Source organism: Aeromicrobium sp. JP4 (genome assembly GCF_054957925.1).
In genome coordinates, this window is record NZ_CM143290.1 from 1,051,563 (window position 1) to 1,068,896 (window position 17,334).

Below are 17,334 nucleotides of genomic sequence, written 5' to 3' on the forward strand. Positions count from 1 at the left end.
CGCCGCATCGTCGAGGCCCCAGCGATCACTACGTCAGCTTGGCCCGCGCCTCGCGGCGCACGGGCGCGGGAAGCCGGTCGCCGAGCCGATCGAGGAAGGCGCGCACCTCCTCCGGCGCGACGGCGCCCGCGTGCTTGAGCGCGATGCCGACGGGCTTGGAGACGGTCGGGTCGGGATCGTCGGCGAGCAGCTCGGCCAGACGCAGGAGGTCGGCGATGCCCGCGGGGTGCGCCGGGCGCGTGTACGCCAGCGGCGCCGTCATCGCCGTGCGACGACGCAGGGGATCGGGCGACGCGGCCAGCGCGAACAGCGGCTCCCTCGAGCGGTCGCGCAGGAACTGACCGACCACGCGCGGAGCGGCCCGGTCGACCATGTCCCACGAGTCGATCGCGTCGTGCCGGGCCAGGTACAGGTCGTGGCGCTCCTCGCGCTCCGCGTCCGTGACGCCCCGGCGCCGCACCTGGAAGTCGAGGACGCAGAAGGCCGCCAGCCGCGGCTCGTACTCGGGCTCGTCGAGCAGGCGGCCGACCTCGGCCAGCGACATGGCGCTGTGGCGCTTGGCGAGGTCGAAGACCGTCCCCATCCGCACGCCCAGGACCTCGGCGCCACCGCGGTAGTGCCGTTGCGGGTGCGCGGAGGAGTCCGCGGCATCGCGCAGGTCGCGCAGGAGGTCGGCCGCGGTCGAGGTCAACGGACTCACCCGGCGCCCGGGACTACTCGTTCCGCAGCGCGCAGAACGTCTCGACCTTGCGCGTGGGACCGGAGACGATGAGCTCGTCCGACGCGGCGATCGAGGTCTCGGGCCGCGCGTAGGTGAAGTCCTCGCCCCGACGCTTCACACCGACGACGGTGACGCCGAACCTGGCCCGCAGCTGGGACTCCAGCAGCGTGCGGCCGGCCGCCAGCTTCGGCGCTCGCGTGCGGGCGATCGAGAAGCCGTCGTCGAACTCGATGTAGTCGATCATCGCGCCGGTGACCATGTGGGCCACCCGCTCCCCCATCGCCGACTCGGGACGCACGACGTGCGTGGCGCCGACGCGCTCGAGGATCCGGGCGTGCTTGGCGTTGATGGCCTTGGCCCACACCTCCGAGACGCCCAGCTCGACGAGGCTCAGCACGGTCAGGACGCTGGCCTCGATGTCGGTGCCGATGCCCACGACGGCGCGGTCGAACTGCTCCGCGCCGATCTGGCGCAGGGCCTCGGTGTCGGTGGTGTCGGCCGAGACGACGTGGGTGAACTCGCTGGCGAAGCGCTGCACCAACTGGGGGTCCTCGTCGACGCCCAGGACGTCGTGGCCGAGCCGGACCAGCGACCGCGCGACGGCGGAGCCGAACCGGCCGAGTCCCACGACGAGGACGGGCGCGGTGAGGGGGTCGTTGTTAGCCAATGATCGGTTGCTCCTCGGGAAGGTGATACCTGGATTGGCGCCGCCTCAGCACGAACGCGGAGGCTGCCGTAATGGTGCCCACTCGGCCGATGAACATCAAGACGATGAGCACCAGCTGGCCGGGGATGTTGAGTTCGGGGGTCAGACCCGTGGACAGTCCCACGGTGCCGAAGGCGGAGGCGGACTCGAACAGTCCGTCCGCGAGCGGGACGCCGGCCAGGATCATGAGCGCCATCGATCCGCCCGTCACCAGGCCCACGGCGATGAGCGCGATGCTCAGCGCGGTGCGGATCGTGCGCGGGTTGATCGCCCGCGACCCGATGCGCACCTGGTCCTCACCGCGCAGCTCGGCCAGGATCACGTAGGCCAGCAGCAGGAACGTCGTGATCTTGATGCCGCCGGCGGTCGAGGCGCTGCCCGCGCCGATGAACATCATGATGATCGCCATGAAGAGCGTGACCGGCTCGACCGCGCCCCAGTCGAAGCTGGCCAGGCCGCCGGAGCGGGTCATGATGCCGCCCTCGATGCCGGTGACCAGCTTGTCGATCGGGCTGAGGTCGCCGATCGTGGCGGCGTTGTTCCACTCGACGACGACGAACATCGTCGAGGCGATGGCCAGCAGCAGCAGGGAGCCCCAGATCGTGAGGCGCGTGTGGATCGTCCACGTCTTCGGCGAGCGCCACTCCTGGTAGAGCTCGGCCAGGACCGGGAAGCCCAGGCCTCCGGCGAAGACGGCCACCGAGACCGGCAGGATCACCGCGAAGTCGCCGGCGTAGCTGGTGAGGCTGTCGGGGTGCAGCGAGAAGCCGGCGTTGTTGAACGCCATCACGGCGTCGAACACGCCGTGCCAGAGGGACTCGGCGAACGAGTCGAAGTAGCCGGTGGCGTACCGCCACGTGAGGATCGCCGCGGTGACGCCCTGGAAGAGCAGGGTCGTGATGGCCACGCGCTTGAACAGCGGACCCACGTCGCCGAGGCTCACGACGTGCATGTCGGTCTGGGCCGCCAGCCGGGTGCGCAGGCCGAGACGCCCGCCCACGAACAGGCCCAGGACCGTGGTCATCGCGATGATGCCGATGCCGCCGATCTCGACGAGAACCAGGATGATCGCCTGCCCGATGATCGACCAGTAGGTGCCCGTGTCGACCGTCGCCAGGCCCGTGACCGTGACCGCCGAGGTGGACGTGAAGAACGCGTCCATGAACGAGGGGTCGGCCTCGCCCTCGCGGGCGAACGGCAGCAGCAGCAGGAGGGTGCCGGCCAGGATGAGGGTCAGGAAGGCCAGCGGCAGCAATCGCACGGGATGGGCGATCGACGCCGGGAGGCGAAAACGGCGACGTCCCCAAGGCACGCCCCGACGGTACACCGGCCACAACCGTCACACGCGGTAGATTGCCGCCCATGGCTTCCCCGGCGCGTTTCGTGCGTTCTCTCGTCGCGCGGCTGGGTCACAGCAGCGAGCTGCCGGGCCTGTTGCTGGTCAACGGCACGATCCTGCTGGCGCTGCTGCTCGTCGTCCTCGACCTCGACCTGGCCGCCGCGATCGCGCTGATCGTCTCGGTCGTCTCCGAGTGGCTCCTCGAGCGCCGCTCGCCCCTGTCGTCGATGCTGCTGCGCCAGGCGTCGGCCGGGCCTCCCCTGCGCTTCGCCCTGCGCGTCATCGTGGCGGCCACCGCCGCCTCGCAGTTCGCCGACGACACGGCGTTGCACGCCTTCCTGCTCGTCACGCTGCTCATCGTCACGGGCCTGTGCGCGCGGGCCCTGCACGCCGAGTACCGGCGGATCGGGCCCCTCAAGCCGATGCGCACCCGCCACATCCCGGGCGACACGTACATCGCCGAGGAGCCCCGCAGCCGTCCCGTGCTCGTGACGCTCGTCCAACTGGCGGCCCTCGCGCCGGCCATCCTCGGCGCCCCGTGGTGGATCGTGCTGTCCTCCGGAGTGGCCGCCTTCGCGGTCCTGGCCGCCGCGACCGTGCCCGACGTGCTCGCCAGCTGGCGGATGCGCACGGCCAAGCGCGCCACGGGCTTCACGCCGCAGCTGTCGGCCGTCCAGAAGTTCCTGGACGAGTACCGGCCCGAGGTGGTCGTCCACCTCTCCGGCCCCGACACCGCGGCCTACCAGATCAACACCTGGATCGAGGCCCTCGAGAGTCTCGACCAGCGGGTCTTCGTGGTGCTGCGCGACCATCCCCTCTTCGAGCGGATGGCGTCCTCGTCGCTGCCCACGCTGTCGCTGCCGGCGCCGGGCGAGCTGCTGATGCTCGACTTCTCCATGGTCAAGGTGGCGCTCTACCCCAGCAACACCGGCAACAACATCCACCTGCTGCGCCTGCCCACGATGATGAGTGCGTTCATCGGCCACGGCGACAGCGACAAGAGCGCCTCCAACAACCCGTTCTCGCGCGTCTACGACGAGCTGTGGGTCGCCGGCGAGGCCGGCGCCGACCGCTACCGGCGCTCGGGCATGCACATCCCCGAGGACCAGTACCGGTTCGTCGGCCGCCCCCAGGTGCACGCGATCGAGCGCACGCCCCGCGTCGGCGAGGCCGAGATCCCCACGGTGCTCTACGCCCCCACGTGGGAGGGCGTGAACCAGCACCAGGAGTACTCCTCGCTGCGCGCCATCGGCGTCCAGCTGATCGACGCGCTGCTGGCCGACGGGTCGGTGCGCGTGGTCTACAAGCCGCACCCGTTCACCGGCCAGCGCGACGCCAAGTACCGCATCGCGCACGCCGTGATCTCGCGCCGCCTCGACGACGCCAAGGCGCGCACCGGCATCGACCACCGCGTGGTCACCAGTGGGTCGCTGACCGGCTGGATGAACCAGTCCACCGCCCTGGTGAGCGACATCTCGAGCGTGCTCTCGGACTGGCTCGCGGGCGAGAAGCCCTACGCCGTGTTCAACCACGCGGGCGTCTCGACCAGGCAGTTCCGCGAGGACTACCCCTCCAGCGCCGCCGCCACGCTGCTCGGCAGCCACGCCCAGGGCATGGACGAGTTCCTCGACGTGATCACCGGACGCGGCCCCGACCAGCTGGCCGAGTACCGCTCGAAGCTCGCGACCTACCTGCTCGGCCCGCCGGAGCAGCGCTCGCTCGAGGCGTTCCGCGAGGCCGTCACGGCCTTCGTCCAGCGTTCGGACGCCGAGCGCTCGATCTACCGCTGAGCAGCAGGAGCAGCAGTCCCGCGGCGGTGGCCAGCGCCCCGCCCGCGAGGATCGCGGCGCCCGGGCCGCCCGCGTCGGCCAGGCCGGTGCCTCCCCCGCCGCCGCCCGAACTCCAGTAGTAGTCCGAGCCGGGTCCCTGCTCGTCCCCGCCGGAGCCGACGTCCGTCGACTCGGTGGTGGGCTCGGTCGTCGGCTCCGTGGTGGGCTCGGTCGTCGGCTCCGTGGTGGGCTCGGTCGTCGGCTCCGTGGTCGGCTCCGTCGTCGGCTCCGTGGACGGCTCGCTGGTCGGCTGCGTTCCTGACTCGCAGTCGATGACGCCCTGGAAGGGGAAGTCGTGCACCTCCCGGACATCACGGCCCGCGAAGCTGAGGTGGTCGAAGCTCCGCGCGATCACGTTGCCCTCGATGTTGCCGTGGGCGAACCAGTCGAGGTCGGCGCGCGGCGCATAGATCGTGCCCTCCAGCGAGTCCGAGTTCTCGATCTCCAGGGCAGTGGCGTCCGGGAAGTTCCACAGCATGTACCGCGCGTTCGCGCTCGAGACACCGGCGAGGTTCGGCATGCTGCCGTTGAAGTTCCCGGTCACGTTGATCAGGAGAGTCGTGCCGGGCCCCGGCCGCGGCTCGTTGAACGTCAGGCTCGTCAGCCCGTCGAGCTCGGCGGCCGTCACGTTGAGCACGTTCGTCGTCCCAGCCGTGAGGGACAGATATGCCTGCGTCCCCGATGGGACGGGCCGCACGAGCTGGGTCCCGTCGGCCGATGTGAGAGCGACGGTGTTGGCGCACTGCCCCATCTCCGTCGACAGCGTCCTGTACTGCGAGAACGCCGCGTCGAAGTTGACCTCGGGCACCGGCTGGGTGAACTCGGCGACCGTCTGCGCCGTCTGGACCTCGAGCCTGGGGATGTAGTCGGCGGCCTCCCCCGGCGGCACGGCGACGGCGCCCGGGCCGCCGACGAAGGCGTCGTAGGTGGTGTCGTCCATCACGCGGGCCTGACCGCCCATGATCCGCAGAATCGATCCTGAGCCGGCCTGCGGGAAGTTCAACCCGCCGCCGACGTAGAGCGCGACGTTCTGGGGCGTCGGAGAGGAGGCGGGACGCATGACGTTGTAGTTGCGGCGGAAGGTCACGTCGCCACCGACGGCCATCGTGCCCTCGGACTCGTCGGCCTCGAGGATGACGTCGTTCTCGACGAACACGAGGAAGCCGGCGTTGGCAGGATCGGCGATGTCGATCAGCACCGGGTTGACCGGGCCGACAGCCCAGGCGGGAGGCGAGACCACCAGGCCCGCGCCGGCCGCCGCCGCCAGCATCCCGGCGACGGTGAGTGCCCGACCCGCGGTGCGCAACCCCACTCGATCACCTTAGGTCGGATTCACTGATCCGTCAGGCGGGCCGATAGCCTGTCGTGGTGAGTTCGACGACCGGCACCCTGGCGATCGCCATCGTCACGTTCAACCGCTCCGCACTGCTCGACGAGCTGCTGCAGAGCGCCTCGACGATGACGACACCCCCTGATCGCATCATCGTCGTCGACAACGCCAGCACCGACGACACGCAGGAGGTCGTCACCGCGTGGGAGGCGAAGTTCCCTCCCGGCCTGCTCGTGAACCACCGCATGGAGACCAACACCGGCGGCGCCGGCGGCTTCAGCGAGGGCACCAAGGTCGCGCTCGAGCTCGGCGCCGAGTGGGTCTGGCTGATGGACGACGACGTCGAGATCCTGCCCGACGCGCTCGAGCGGTTTGCCCCGTGGATGGCGCGGTTCAAGGTCATCCACGGCCGCCGCTACGACGTCGACGGCACCCCCTTCTACTGGCAGGCGAAGTTCAACCAGTGGCTCGGCGTGCCGCTGCCCTACTCGGTGAAGACGTTCAACACCGACGGCTACGCCGTGACCAACTCCGGCACCTTCGAGGGCATGCTCGTGCACGCCGACGTGGTCCGCCGCATCGGCCTGCCCGACCCGCGCTTCTTCATCTCCTGGGACGACGCGATCTACGCGTGGCTGGCCTCCCTGGAGACCGAGGTCGTCTACGTGGACGAGTTCGTGCTGCAGAAGAAGCGCGAGCAGAAGCAGGTCAGCCTCGGCGTGCGCCACCTCAACGACTCCAGCCCGCTGGCGAAGTACCACGTGATGCGCAACCGGGCCTACGTCGGCCGCTACTTCGACGAGCACGGCCACCTGAGCCGGCCCGGCTTCGCCCTGGGCACCGCGCTGACCTTCGCCAAGGAGATCGTGCGGCTCGTGGTCGTCGAGCGCTCCTTCCGCGGCTTCTCCTCACTCGTGAAGGGCTGGCGCGACGGCCGCAGGATCTGGGCCGACCGCACGTGGCAGCCGATGCCCGCGCTGGAAGGCGGCCGCGATGACTGACGTCCTCGTCGTCGGGTCGGGCTTCTTCGGGCTCACCGTGGCCGAGCAGCTGGCCAACGATCCCGGGCTCAAGGTCCACGTGATCGACCGCCGCTCGCACCTGGGCGGCAACGCCTACAGCGAGGCCGAGCCCACCACCGGCATCGAGGTGCACCGCTACGGCGCGCACCTGTTCCACACCTCGAACGAGCGGGTCTGGGACTACGCCAACCGCTTCACGACCTTCACCGGCTACCGCCACCACGTCTACTCGACGTACCGCGGCGAGGTGTTCCCGCTGCCGATCAACCTCGGCACCATCAACCAGTTCACCCGCTCGGCGATGGGTCCGGACGAGGCGCGCGCGTGGGTCGCCGAGCAGGCCGGCGCCGCGCTGTCGGGCGGTGCCGCGGCGGCCCAGAACCTGGAGGAGAAGGCGATCAGCCTGATCGGCCGCCCCCTCTACGAGGCGTTCATCAAGGGCTACACCGCCAAGCAGTGGCAGACCGATCCCACCGAGCTGTCGGCGGACATCATCACCCGGCTGCCGGTGCGGTACACCTACGACAACCGCTACTTCAACGACCGCTACGAGGGCCTGCCCACCGACGGCTACACGGCGTGGCTCGAGCGGATGGCCGACCACCCGAACATCACGATCAGCCTCGACACCGACTTCTTCGACGAGAGCCAGCCCTACAACAAGGCCGCCACGGTCGGGCAGCTGCCGATCGTCTACACCGGCCCGCTCGACCGGTACTTCGACCACGCGCACGGCCCGCTCGGCTGGCGCACCCTGGACTTCGAGTCCGAGGTGCTGCCGATCGGCGACTTCCAGGGCACGCCGGTGATGAACTACGCCGACACCGACATCCCCTACACGCGGATCCACGAGTTCCGGCACTTCCACCCCGAGCGCGACTACCCGTCGGACGCCACGGTGATCATGCGCGAGTTCAGCCGCTTCGCGAACGCCGGCACCGACGACGAGCCCTACTACCCCGTGAACACCTCGGACGACCGCACGGCCCTGAAGGCCTACCGCGAGCTGACCGAGCAGGAGTCGCAGGTGCACTTCGGCGGTCGTCTCGGCACCTACCAGTACCTCGACATGCACATGGCGATCGCGTCGGCACTGTCCATGGTCGACAACGTCCTGCGGCCGGGGCTCGTCCGTGGCTGACTCGCGGGCTGGGATCGTTCCCCGGCTCCGCCAGTGGGCGATCGGGCGGCTGCGCCGCTCGCGCTTCCTGCCCGTCGGCATGCCCGACAAGCGCACCGACGAGGACCGCCTGGGTCGCGCGTTCACGCAGTCGGTCCTGGTCTACTTCCCCAACGGCGCCGACGCGCTCTACCAGCTGCGTCCGTGGTTCGCGGCGCTGAAGGCGCTCGACGCCGCGCACGGCGTGGTGGCCGTGTTCAAGGACTCGCGCACCGCCGCGCTCGTGCGGGCCGAGTCGGGCCTCGACTGCGTGACCCTGGCCCGCTACGGCCAGCTGGACGAGATCCTGGCCCTCAGCGACGTGAAGCTCGCGCTGTACGTGAACCACGACCCGATCAACTTCGAGTGCCTGCGCTTCACGTCGCTCGTGCACGTGTACCTGGGCCACGGCGACAGCGACAAGGGCGTCTCGGTGTCGAACCAGGTGAAGGCCTACGACTTCTGCTTCCTCGCCGGTCAGGCCGCGCTCGACCGCACGAGCGCCGGCGTGATGCTCTACGACGCGTCGGCCCGCTCGGTGCTGATCGGCCAGCCGCAGCTCGACGCTCCCGCGCCGGAGCCGCAGCCCGACCCGTCGCGGTCGACGGTCCTCTACGCGCCCACCTGGGAGGCGTCGCAGCCGTCGGTCTCGTACGGCTCGCTGCTGACCCACGGGTCCGCGGTCCTCGACGCCCTCGCGGGCACCCACCGCGTGATCTACCGCCCGCACCCGCTGAACGGCGTCATCGACCCGGCCTACGGCGAGGCCGACGCCGCGATCCGCGCCCGCGCCGACCGCGTGGACACCGACGTGCCGCTCGAGCAGTCGTTCGCGGACGCCGACCTGCTGATCACCGACGTCTCGGCGGTGACCCTCAACTGGCTGCCGACCGGCAAGCCGGTGCTCGTGTGCCGCCCCCGTGTGCCCGTGCCGCCGTCGCGCCTCATGGACACCCTGCCGCTGCTGGACGAGGACGCCGACGTGGCCGCGCTCGTGGCGCAGCACCTCTCGACCGACCCGAGCGCGGCGGCCCGCCGCGACCTCATCGAGTACTACCTCGGCGACACGTCGCCCGGCGCCGCCACCGAGCGGTTCCTGCAGGCCTGCTCCGGCGCGATGGACCTGCGCGACCGCGCCTGGGCCGAGCACCGCCGGCTGGGCGCGACCGGCCCCTGACGGGACGCGCGCTTCGTCCTTCGGGACATCTGGGTACCCAGATGCGTCACCGTGGGCGATCCTGACCGTATGAGCGACGAGCGGCTGGGCCCCGACGACGGGCCCTTCTTCCACGGCACGAAGGCGGTCCTCTCCCCCGGCGACCTGCTCGAGCCGGGTCGCAGGGCGAACTTCGGTGAGAACCGCACCGCCGGCCACATCTACTTCACAGGCACCCTGGACGCCGCGACGTGGGGCGCCGAGCTCTCGGTGGGTGAGGGCCGCGGCCACATCTACCGGGTGGAGCCGACCGGGCCCTTCGAGGACGACCCGAACCTCACCGACAAGAAGTTCCCGGGGAACCCCACCCGCTCCTACCGCAGCAAGGAGCCGATCCGCGTGGTCGAGGAGGTCGTCGGGTGGGAGCCCCATCCGCCGGAGGTCCTCCAGCACATGCTCGACAGCCTCGCCGCCATGAAGGAGCGGGGCGAGGTCGTCATCGACGACTGAGGCCCTGACGCGGCACCAGCAACGCGACGAGAGCACCCGCGAACGCGGCACCCGCGCCGATGACGAAGCACAGCTGGAACGCGCCCTTGTCGGGGATCGCGTAGCCCCCGAAGTCCACCGTCCGGCTCGTCAGCACGGCCGCCATGACGGCACCGGCGATCGTGGTGCCGACCGAGCGCATCAGGGCGTTGAGACCGACGCCGGAGCCCGACTCGGACTCCGGAACGTTGTCCAGGATCAGCGTGGGCATGGCCGCGTAGCCGATGCCGACACCGGCGCAGGCGACCAGCGAGCCGAGCATGAGCTCCCACGGCGCGTTCATCAGGAACAGCGTCACGAGGTAGCCGACCGCCAGGACCGTGGCGCCGATCGACAGTGTGAGGCGGGCGCCGATCGAGGTGATCAGCCGGCTCGAGACGGGGGCGAAGAACATCATCATCAGGCCACCGGGCGCCATCCACAGGCCCGCTTGGAGGATCGTCTGGCCCAGCCCGAAGCCGGTCTCCTCGGGCAGCTGCAGCAGCTGCGGCAGCACGATGGACTGCGCCATCATGCCGAAGCCGATCAGGACGGCCGCGAGGTTCGTGAACAGCACGGGCGGATGGGCGCTCGTACGCAGGTCCACGAGCGGGTCGTGGTGGCGCAGCTCGAACCAGCCCCACAGCAGCAGGACGACGACGCCACCGACGATCGCGCCGATCGTGCGACCGTCCGACCAGCCCCACTCGCTGCCCTTGCTGACGCCGACCAGCGCCGACACCAGGCCGATGGCCAGTCCGATGACACCGACGACGTCGATGCGGGCGGGGTGCGCGTCGTGGACGCTCGGGACGACGACGAGGGTCGCGACGAGGATGACCGCGGCGAGCACGGACGAGAACCAGAACAGCGCGTGCCACGAGTAGTCCTGGGCGATCCACGCGGCCAGCGGCAGGCCGAGGGCGCCGCCGACGCCGAGCGTGGCACTGACGGCCGCGACGGCGGTGGCGCGCTTCTCGGGTGGGGCGACCTCGCGCACCATGCTGATCGCGACGGGGATGTAGCCCATCGCCATGCCCTGGAGCGCGCGGCCGACGAGGAACGGCGCGAGCGAGCTCGACATCGCGGCGACCACGGAGCCGGCCACGAGGATCCCCGCCGAGACGACCATGATCTTCTTCTTGCCGTACATGTCGGCGAGGCGCCCGGTGACGGGCATCGTCACCGCGGCCGCGAGCAGGGTGGCTGTGACGGCCCAGGACGCGTTGCCCGGCTCCGTGCCGAGGAGCCGCGGGAGGTCGCTCTGGATCGGGATGACGAGCGACTGCATGAGCGCGCCGGCGAGACTGCCGAAGCACAGCACGAGGATGACGGCGATCGGCGAGAAGCGGGTCTCGACGCGCTCGTCGACGACGGAAGGAGAGGGCATGGGCGGGTCCTGTCGGGAACAGCGATGTGTAACCTACACATTCGACTTGTGTAGACTACACATGACGTCCGTTCCCCGACCACCGGAGCCAGCATGACCTCCATCACCGAGGCCGCCCGGGCCAACCCCGCCTGGTCCGCGCTCACCGCGATCTCGCGACTCGAGCGGGGCCAGCGGGCGGTCGTCGGGCCGCGCGGGCACGCCGACCAGCGGCTGCTGTGGATGTTCTCCGACGGCCGGCCGCGGACCCTGCGGGAGATCGCGGACGAGCTCGGGCTCGAGCAGTCCACCGTGAACCGGCAGGCGAACGCCGCCCTCAAGGCCGGGCTGCTGGAGCGGTCCCGGGAGCCGGGCCAGAGCGCGTGGCACTTCGTGGCCAACGAGAGCGCTCTCGCGGAGTTCGCCCGCGATCTCGACCGGCACCTCGGTCTGCTGGACCGCGCCCTGGACGCCCTCCCCCGCTCCGAGCGCGCCCGGTTCCTCGAGCAGTTCGGCACGTTCGCCGACGCGTTCGTCGAGGCTGCTGCCGAGGCCTGATCGGGGCCTAGGATCGGCGCATGCACCGGATCTTCACGACGAGCGTCGCCTCGGTCTACCCCCACTACGTCACGAAGGTCGAGAAGAAGGGTCGCACGAAGGCCGAGCTCGACCGGGTCATCGAGTGGCTGACCGGCTTCGACGAGAGCACCCTGCAGAAGCACCTCGATGCCGGGACGACGTTCGAGGACTTCTTCGCGCAGGCCGACCTCAACCTGAACGCCTCCCTCATCACGGGCGTCGTGTGCCACGTGCGAGTCGAGGAGGTCGAGGACCCGTTGATGCAGAAGATCCGCTACCTCGACAAGCTGGTCGACGAGCTCGCCAAGGGCAAGTCGATGGAGAAGGTCCTGCGCGGCTGAACGGTCAGCGGGGCGCCCAGCGCGGGTCGCGCCCGGCCCGCGCCACCAGGCGATCGAGGACGGGGGCGTCGTCCGGCACGGTGACGGCCGGACCGAACAGCCCCGGCGTTCCCGCCGGGTCGAACTGCTGCACGAACTCCAGGCACGCGGCCGCCGTCGCGTCGTCGAGGACGTACTCCTGACCGGTGGCACGGGCGAGGTCCCAGCCGTGCAGCACCACCTCGTCGAGCGCGACCCTCCCGGCGACGTCGCCCGGCAGGTCGACACCACCGGCCCGCGTCATGCCCTCCCACGCCGCGGGCTCGCGCCAGGCCAGCAGCAGCCGCTCCAGGTGACCCTCCAGCTCCGAGCGCCAGCCGTCCTCCACGGTCGGAGACGCCCCGGGATCCGGCGCGGTGTCGGTCAGCGGCCCGAGCTCCTTGTCGGCGGCCGCGCGGAACGCCTGCGACAGTCCGTCGACGTGGTGGAGCATCTGACCCACGGACACGCCCTCACACGGGGTCTCGTGATCGAGGTGCTCGTCCTCGATGCCCCGGACGGTCGCGAGGAGGGCCTGGGCCGCGGGTTGCAGGTCGACGGTGCTCATCACCTGAGTGTCGTCGCGGCTCGCTCGCCGCGGAACCCCCTCACGGTGGACAGACGCGGCATCATGGATGGGCGGCGCGTGCGCGGCGCGGAACGGAGGTCCCCCATGACGAACGAGACACTCGAGCGACTCGAGGCCGAACGCGAGCGGACCCGGGGCCAGCTGCACGGCCTCATGAAGGACTTCGACCAGGTCGTCGAGGCCTCCCTGGACTCCAACGCCGACGACGAGCACGACCCCGACGGGTCCACCGTCGCGTTCGAGCGCTCGCAGGTCGACTCGATGCTGCAGCAGACCCGCCAGCACCTGGTCGAGATCGACGCCGCCATGGAGCGGGTCGCCGCCGGCACGTACGGCACCTGCGAGTCGTGCGGCCGGCAGATCGCCGCGGCGCGGCTGGGGGCTCGCCCGGTCGCCCGGCTCTGCATCGACTGCGCCTCGGCGAAGGAGGGTCAGCGATGACGTGGCCGCGGGTCGACGGGATGCGGGGACTCGAGCTGGGCTCCCCCGGTGAGCTGCGCGCCCGCCTGAACGGGCTCGTCCTGGCCGGGAAGAAGCGCGCGACCGCGGGCATCCTGGCGGAGTACGAGGTGGAGCAGGAGGAGCTCGAGCACATCGGCGAGCGGCTCGCCCTGCTGGACGACGACGAGAACCGCATCGGGACCGTGGAGGTCACCGGGCTCTCGATCCACCCCTTCATCGAGGTGCCGTGGGAGTTCGCCGCCGCCGAGGGCGAGGGCGACGCAGACCTCGACGAGTGGCGAGCCGGCCACCGCGGCTTCTGGGCGACCGCCGGATCACCGGTCGAGGACGACACCCCGATCGTGTGCATCCGGTTCACCCTGGTCGACGTGGTCGAGCCCGGCGACTGAGCCGCCTCCGGACGCAACGGTGCCCCGGTCTTCCGACCGGGGCACCGTCACCTCCCCATGCTGTGGGGCGGTCGCGTCGCTCGCTCGTTACAGCGTGCGTCGCCGTCCGCTCCACAGGATCGCTCCACCCGCCCCGAAGAGGGCGAGCATCAGCGCCACGAGCCCGAGGCCGATGCTGGTGCCGGTCCTGGACAGCTGTCCGTCCGACGCCTCGGCGGGCTCGCTCGGGTCGGATCCCCCAGAACCCGACCCGTCGGACACCGCAGGGTCGTCACCCTCCGGGTCCCCCGTCTCCTCCCCCGTGCCGATGTCCATCGGCGGGGTCTTCACGACGACACCGGCGTCCCACGTGGGGTCGATGCCCTGCGTCGCGGTGATCTCGCGGTGCTCGTAGTCGCCTTGAAGGGCGGCGTTCGAGTCGTCGAGGACGATCACCACGGTGAGGCCGTTCGCCGGGTCCGCATCGGAGTCGAGGGCGTCGTCGCCCCCGGCGTCCCGCTGCGTGAACTCGTACGTCCGCTGCTGCTCGGGCGTGAGCGTGAAGCGCACCCGGTAGGTGCCCGCCGCGAGCTCGTCGAACGCGTACCGGCCGTCGCGGTCCGTCGTGGTGGTCGCCAGGACGGCGCCGTCCTCGTCGAGCAGCTCGACGGTGACACCGGGCAGCGACTTCTCGCCGGAGCCCTGGATGCCGTCCTTGTCCGTGTCGATCCAAACGCGGTCGCCGATCGCGTACGACTTCGTCACGAACCCGAAGTCGAGCGTCGGGTCACGGTCGCCGTCCTGGTGCAGCTCGCCGGGGACCGTCGCGGCCTCCCACGTGGACGAGTCGAGCACGCGGTCGCCCTCGCCGGCCTTGGTCGGCACGTAGGGCTTCAACGCCTCCGCCGACGCGTCGCGGTCGATCCGCACGGTGTACGTCCCGTCGCCGGTCAGCGCGGGCAGGTGGTCGAAGGTGTACGCACCGTCAGCACCCGTCGTGACGGGGCCGACCGGCTGGCCGAACACGTCCACCACGGGCTTGCCGTCGGGTCCGACGACCTCGAGGACGACGCCCTCGATGCCCGGCTCGCCGTCGTCCTGGCGGCCGTCGCGGTCAGAGTCCACCCACACGAAGTCGCCGACGGAGACCGAGCGCAGGGGCACGATCTCGGCGAACGTGTCGCCGATCCGGTTGACGATCGGGGCCGAGGCGTCGTTGACCTTCACGGCCACGTAGGCCGCGAGCGAGCCACCCGCCTCCAGGCGGGTGCCGTCCTTCTGCCTGATCGTGACGGACTCGCTGCCCGCGTCGTAGGACGCGACCAGGTTGCCGCCGATGTCGACCGGTCCGGTGCTGGGATCGGCGCCGGTGGCTCGGTCCGCCTCGTCGACGAACCCGAGGAAGTCGACCGCGCCGGGCAGCTGGTCCACGACAGGCAGGATCGCGACCTGGTCGTAGCTGCCGTGCGGGATGAACTCGATCCGGTAGACGTAGCGGTCCTGGACGAGCGAGCCCGATCCGTCCATCTGCGCCGAGATCGACTCGGTCCACTCCTGCGCCACGTTGTCCCAGATCCGCTTGCGGACCTCGGCCTCGTCGCCGTAGGAGGTGGCCTCGCTGACGGTGTCGGACCAGTGCAGCGGGACGCCGTCCAGGCCGAACAGCGTGGCCTTGTTCCGGATCGTCTTCGTCTCCTTGCCGACGAACTCCTTCGTGGTCAGCGCGATCGTGACCTGGAGGCGCTTGTCGGCTCCGCGGGCGCTGACGACGGCGTCGCCGGCGCTGCTCAGCTCGATGACGAGGTCGTCGTCGGCGTTCGTCCGGAGCTCGAAGTGCGAGGCGTCGAGCGCGACGCCGTCGTAGGTCCCCTTGACCGTCACGCCGGAGAGGTCGCCCAGGTCGTACACGTCGGTGTCGACGTGATCGACGATGCGGCTGTGGCGGACGTCGATGCCCTTGCCGGCGGCGACCGTGAACGTGTAGTCGACCGTGACGGACTCGCCCGGCTCGACCGACTGCTGACGCGCGGCGCCGGTCTTGGTGAACACGCTCGGGTCGTTGACCCCGCCCGTCGTGTCGGGCAGCGCGACCACCGTGACGTCGCGCGTCACGGAGTGCGGGTTGCCGTCGCGGTAGTGGAAGTCGGCCACGTTGCGCCAGCGGTACGGCGTCGCGTCCTTGATGGTCGTGCTGCCGGCGACGGCGAGGCCGTCGACGGTGGTGAGCTGCGCCTTCACCGCGATCAAGGCGTTCGTGGTCGCGTCCTTGCCGACGTTGACGAGCAGCCGCTGTCCGTCCACGCAGTACTGGCCGACGAACGCGTCACCGGCAAAAGCGGCCGCGCTCGTGGGGCAGGTCTCGGCCTTCGTCAGGCTGATGCCGGTGGAGGTGAGGAAGTCGGCCGCGTCGGTGCGCCACGACGCCTGGGTGGGCAGCGTGTCGCTGATGACCACGTTGCGGCCCAGGACCTTGTTCGGGTTGCTGCCGTCCCAGCCGCGCAGGTCGGCCTTGAGCGTGTAGGTGAGGTCGGCCCGAGGCGTGAGGTTGCCTGCCTCGTCCGTGACGATGTTCTTGGTGCTCCAGGCGGCCGTCTTGCCGAAGAGCGCACCCACGTTGGGTCCGGGGTTCGGGTTCGCCACGGAGTGCCGCAGGCGGACGCCCGCCTCGCGCACGACCGAGGCCGAACCGAAGCTCGCCGTGTTCGTCAGGACGGTCTCGAACTGGCCGTAGCCGCCCGAGAACCGGTCGTACTGCGCCTGCAGGAGAGCCTCGATCGCCGCCACGTCGGTGACCTCCGCCCGGTAGGTGATCGCGAGGATCGACGGGCCGGGCAGGTCGACATCGCCTCTGAACTGCTGACCGGCGACGGTCGGGGCGAACGTGAACGGTGTGGTCTTCCGGTTCAGTCCGGCGGCGTCCCAGCTGGTCAGCTGACCGCCGAAGGAGCCCGCCACGTAGCCGAGACCCGCGGGCAGCCGGTCGGCGATCTCGAAGTCGTCGCGCGCCTCGGGCGAGTTGACCCGCAGCGTGTAGGTGAGGTCCTGGTCCACGATCTCGGGCTTGAGCCTCACCCGGCCGTCGACGACCGTCACGAAGCTGTCGAGGTTGCCCGGGGCCACACCCTTCGAGAAGCCCTCGGAGACATTCGCGAACTCGTCGCCCGAGTCGCGGACGATGACCTCGATCGAGCTCTCCTGGCCGTCCACCTTCCAGACGATGGTGTCCTCGGTGCTGCCGTCGACCTGGTTCACGGTGAACTTCAGGTCGAAGACGCCCTGGTTCACGCCGCTCGGCCACGGATCCTTGAAGGTGATGGCGACCTTGTTGCCGTCCTGGCGGACCGACTCGATCGCCGTGTTGGCGGCCAGGACGCCGGTGACCTTCACGTTCGGACCGAGCTCGAAGTCCACCGTCGCGCCGGGCTGGACCTGGGTGTCGTACTGCACTCGCAGGGTCAGCTCGTCACCCTCGTCGACGACCTCGGTGCCGTGGTACGTGGCGCCGTTGAGCAACAGATTCGACGTGATCCCCGAGGTCGCCGCGACCGCGGGAAGTGCCAGCACGGTCAGCAGCAGCGCCAGTGCCGCCACGAGCGCGACCCGAGCGGCCGACAGTGTTCGTCTCATCGATGTGTTTCCTTCGTGGTGGAGCTTCTCGTCCCCGAGAACGCGAACGTCTGAACGTCTACTGGAGTGACGGGAGCGAAAATCTCGCGCCAAAAAGCACGCAACGTGTCCCTGTTCACATTGGGACGAAACGAGACATTTGTTCCGGGTGGTGTCGTAACGTGGCGGCCGAAGGGGAGGCGGAGCAGGGC

16 protein-coding genes are annotated in these 17,334 nt (G+C 70.4%); 9 read left to right on the top strand and 7 right to left on the bottom strand.

Translation table 11 applies throughout. From position 1 onward, the window contains the following. Positions 1–28: 28 nt before the first annotated feature. The 3 genes from ACY1JX_RS05135 to ACY1JX_RS05145 are packed head-to-tail and all read right to left on the bottom strand — an operon-like array spanning position 29 to position 2,688. Complete coding sequence (locus ACY1JX_RS05135; RefSeq protein WP_462565420.1) at positions 29–691, bottom strand: DNA alkylation repair protein; 663 nt, start codon at positions 689–691, stop codon at positions 29–31. Positions 692–713: 22 nt separating this feature from the next. Then, the gene (locus tag ACY1JX_RS05140; RefSeq protein WP_181755269.1) at positions 714–1,388 is read right to left on the bottom strand and encodes a potassium channel family protein; all 675 of its coding nucleotides are present in this window, start codon (positions 1,386–1,388) and stop codon (positions 714–716) included. Then, positions 1,381–2,688 (bottom strand): TrkH family potassium uptake protein, encoded by a 1,308-nt coding sequence (locus ACY1JX_RS05145; protein ID WP_462565421.1) that lies wholly within the window; start codon positions 2,686–2,688, stop codon positions 1,381–1,383. Before ACY1JX_RS05145 ends, ACY1JX_RS05140 begins: the two co-directional genes overlap by 8 nt. Positions 2,689–2,789: 101 nt before the next feature. Here ACY1JX_RS05145 and ACY1JX_RS05150 point away from each other — a divergent pair, with 101 nt between their 5' ends. Beyond that, entirely contained in the window at positions 2,790–4,556 is a 1,767-nt protein-coding gene (locus tag ACY1JX_RS05150) for a CDP-glycerol glycerophosphotransferase family protein (protein ID WP_462565422.1), read from the top strand. On the opposite strand, the gene ACY1JX_RS05155 is transcribed toward ACY1JX_RS05150, so the two are convergent. Next, positions 4,507–5,907, bottom strand: a complete 1,401-nt coding sequence (locus ACY1JX_RS05155) for a collagen-binding domain-containing protein (protein ID WP_462565423.1) — start codon at positions 5,905–5,907, stop codon at positions 4,507–4,509. The genes ACY1JX_RS05150 and ACY1JX_RS05155 overlap by 50 nt on opposite strands. A 56-nt stretch (positions 5,908–5,963) precedes the next feature. Here ACY1JX_RS05155 and ACY1JX_RS05160 point away from each other — a divergent pair, with 56 nt between their 5' ends. The 4 genes from ACY1JX_RS05160 to arr all read left to right on the top strand — a co-directional run bounded on the left by ACY1JX_RS05160 (position 5,964) and on the right by arr (position 9,772). Then, complete coding sequence (locus tag ACY1JX_RS05160) at positions 5,964–6,926, top strand: glycosyltransferase (protein ID WP_206679988.1); 963 nt, start codon at positions 5,964–5,966, stop codon at positions 6,924–6,926. Then, positions 6,919–8,088: a UDP-galactopyranose mutase gene (gene glf / locus ACY1JX_RS05165; RefSeq protein WP_462565424.1), complete on the top strand. Its 1,170-nt coding sequence runs from the start codon at positions 6,919–6,921 to the stop codon at positions 8,086–8,088. The genes ACY1JX_RS05160 and glf overlap by 8 nt, the downstream gene beginning before the upstream one ends. Beyond that, on the top strand, positions 8,081–9,283 hold the full coding sequence (locus ACY1JX_RS05170) for a CDP-glycerol glycerophosphotransferase family protein (RefSeq protein ID WP_462565425.1): 1,203 nt from the start codon (positions 8,081–8,083) through the stop codon (positions 9,281–9,283). The genes glf and ACY1JX_RS05170 overlap by 8 nt, the downstream gene beginning before the upstream one ends. A 69-nt stretch (positions 9,284–9,352) precedes the next feature. Next, complete coding sequence (gene arr / locus ACY1JX_RS05175) at positions 9,353–9,772, top strand: NAD(+)--rifampin ADP-ribosyltransferase (RefSeq protein ID WP_462565426.1); 420 nt, start codon at positions 9,353–9,355, stop codon at positions 9,770–9,772. On the opposite strand, the gene ACY1JX_RS05180 is transcribed toward arr, so the two are convergent. Continuing rightward, positions 9,759–11,180 carry an MFS transporter gene (locus ACY1JX_RS05180; protein WP_462565427.1) on the bottom strand — a complete coding sequence of 474 codons (1,422 nt, stop codon included), beginning with the start codon at positions 11,178–11,180 and terminating at the stop codon, positions 9,759–9,761. The genes arr and ACY1JX_RS05180 overlap by 14 nt on opposite strands. A 93-nt stretch (positions 11,181–11,273) precedes the next feature. Between ACY1JX_RS05180 and ACY1JX_RS05185 the strand changes: the two genes are divergently transcribed. Next, complete coding sequence (locus ACY1JX_RS05185; protein ID WP_462565428.1) at positions 11,274–11,717, top strand: MarR family transcriptional regulator; 444 nt, start codon at positions 11,274–11,276, stop codon at positions 11,715–11,717. 20 nt (positions 11,718–11,737) lie between these two features. Continuing rightward, the gene (locus ACY1JX_RS05190; RefSeq protein ID WP_462565429.1) at positions 11,738–12,079 is read left to right on the top strand and encodes a DUF2200 domain-containing protein; all 342 of its coding nucleotides are present in this window, start codon (positions 11,738–11,740) and stop codon (positions 12,077–12,079) included. A gap of 4 nt (positions 12,080–12,083) precedes the next feature. Here ACY1JX_RS05190 and ACY1JX_RS05195 read toward each other — a convergent pair whose 3' ends face one another. Continuing rightward, a complete protein-coding gene (locus ACY1JX_RS05195) occupies positions 12,084–12,665 on the bottom strand; it encodes a TIGR03086 family metal-binding protein (protein ID WP_462565430.1) in 582 nt (193 codons plus the stop codon). A gap of 105 nt (positions 12,666–12,770) precedes the next feature. Here ACY1JX_RS05195 and ACY1JX_RS05200 point away from each other — a divergent pair, with 105 nt between their 5' ends. Beyond that, entirely contained in the window at positions 12,771–13,127 is a 357-nt protein-coding gene (locus ACY1JX_RS05200) for a TraR/DksA family transcriptional regulator (protein WP_462565431.1), read from the top strand. After that, positions 13,124–13,537 (top strand): ASCH domain-containing protein, encoded by a 414-nt coding sequence (locus tag ACY1JX_RS05205; protein ID WP_462565432.1) that lies wholly within the window; start codon positions 13,124–13,126, stop codon positions 13,535–13,537. The genes ACY1JX_RS05200 and ACY1JX_RS05205 overlap by 4 nt, the downstream gene beginning before the upstream one ends. Positions 13,538–13,624: 87 nt before the next feature. Here ACY1JX_RS05205 and ACY1JX_RS05210 read toward each other — a convergent pair whose 3' ends face one another. Next, positions 13,625–17,143 (bottom strand): SdrD B-like domain-containing protein, encoded by a 3,519-nt coding sequence (locus tag ACY1JX_RS05210; RefSeq protein WP_462565433.1) that lies wholly within the window; start codon positions 17,141–17,143, stop codon positions 13,625–13,627. Positions 17,144–17,334: the final 191 nt, after the last annotated feature.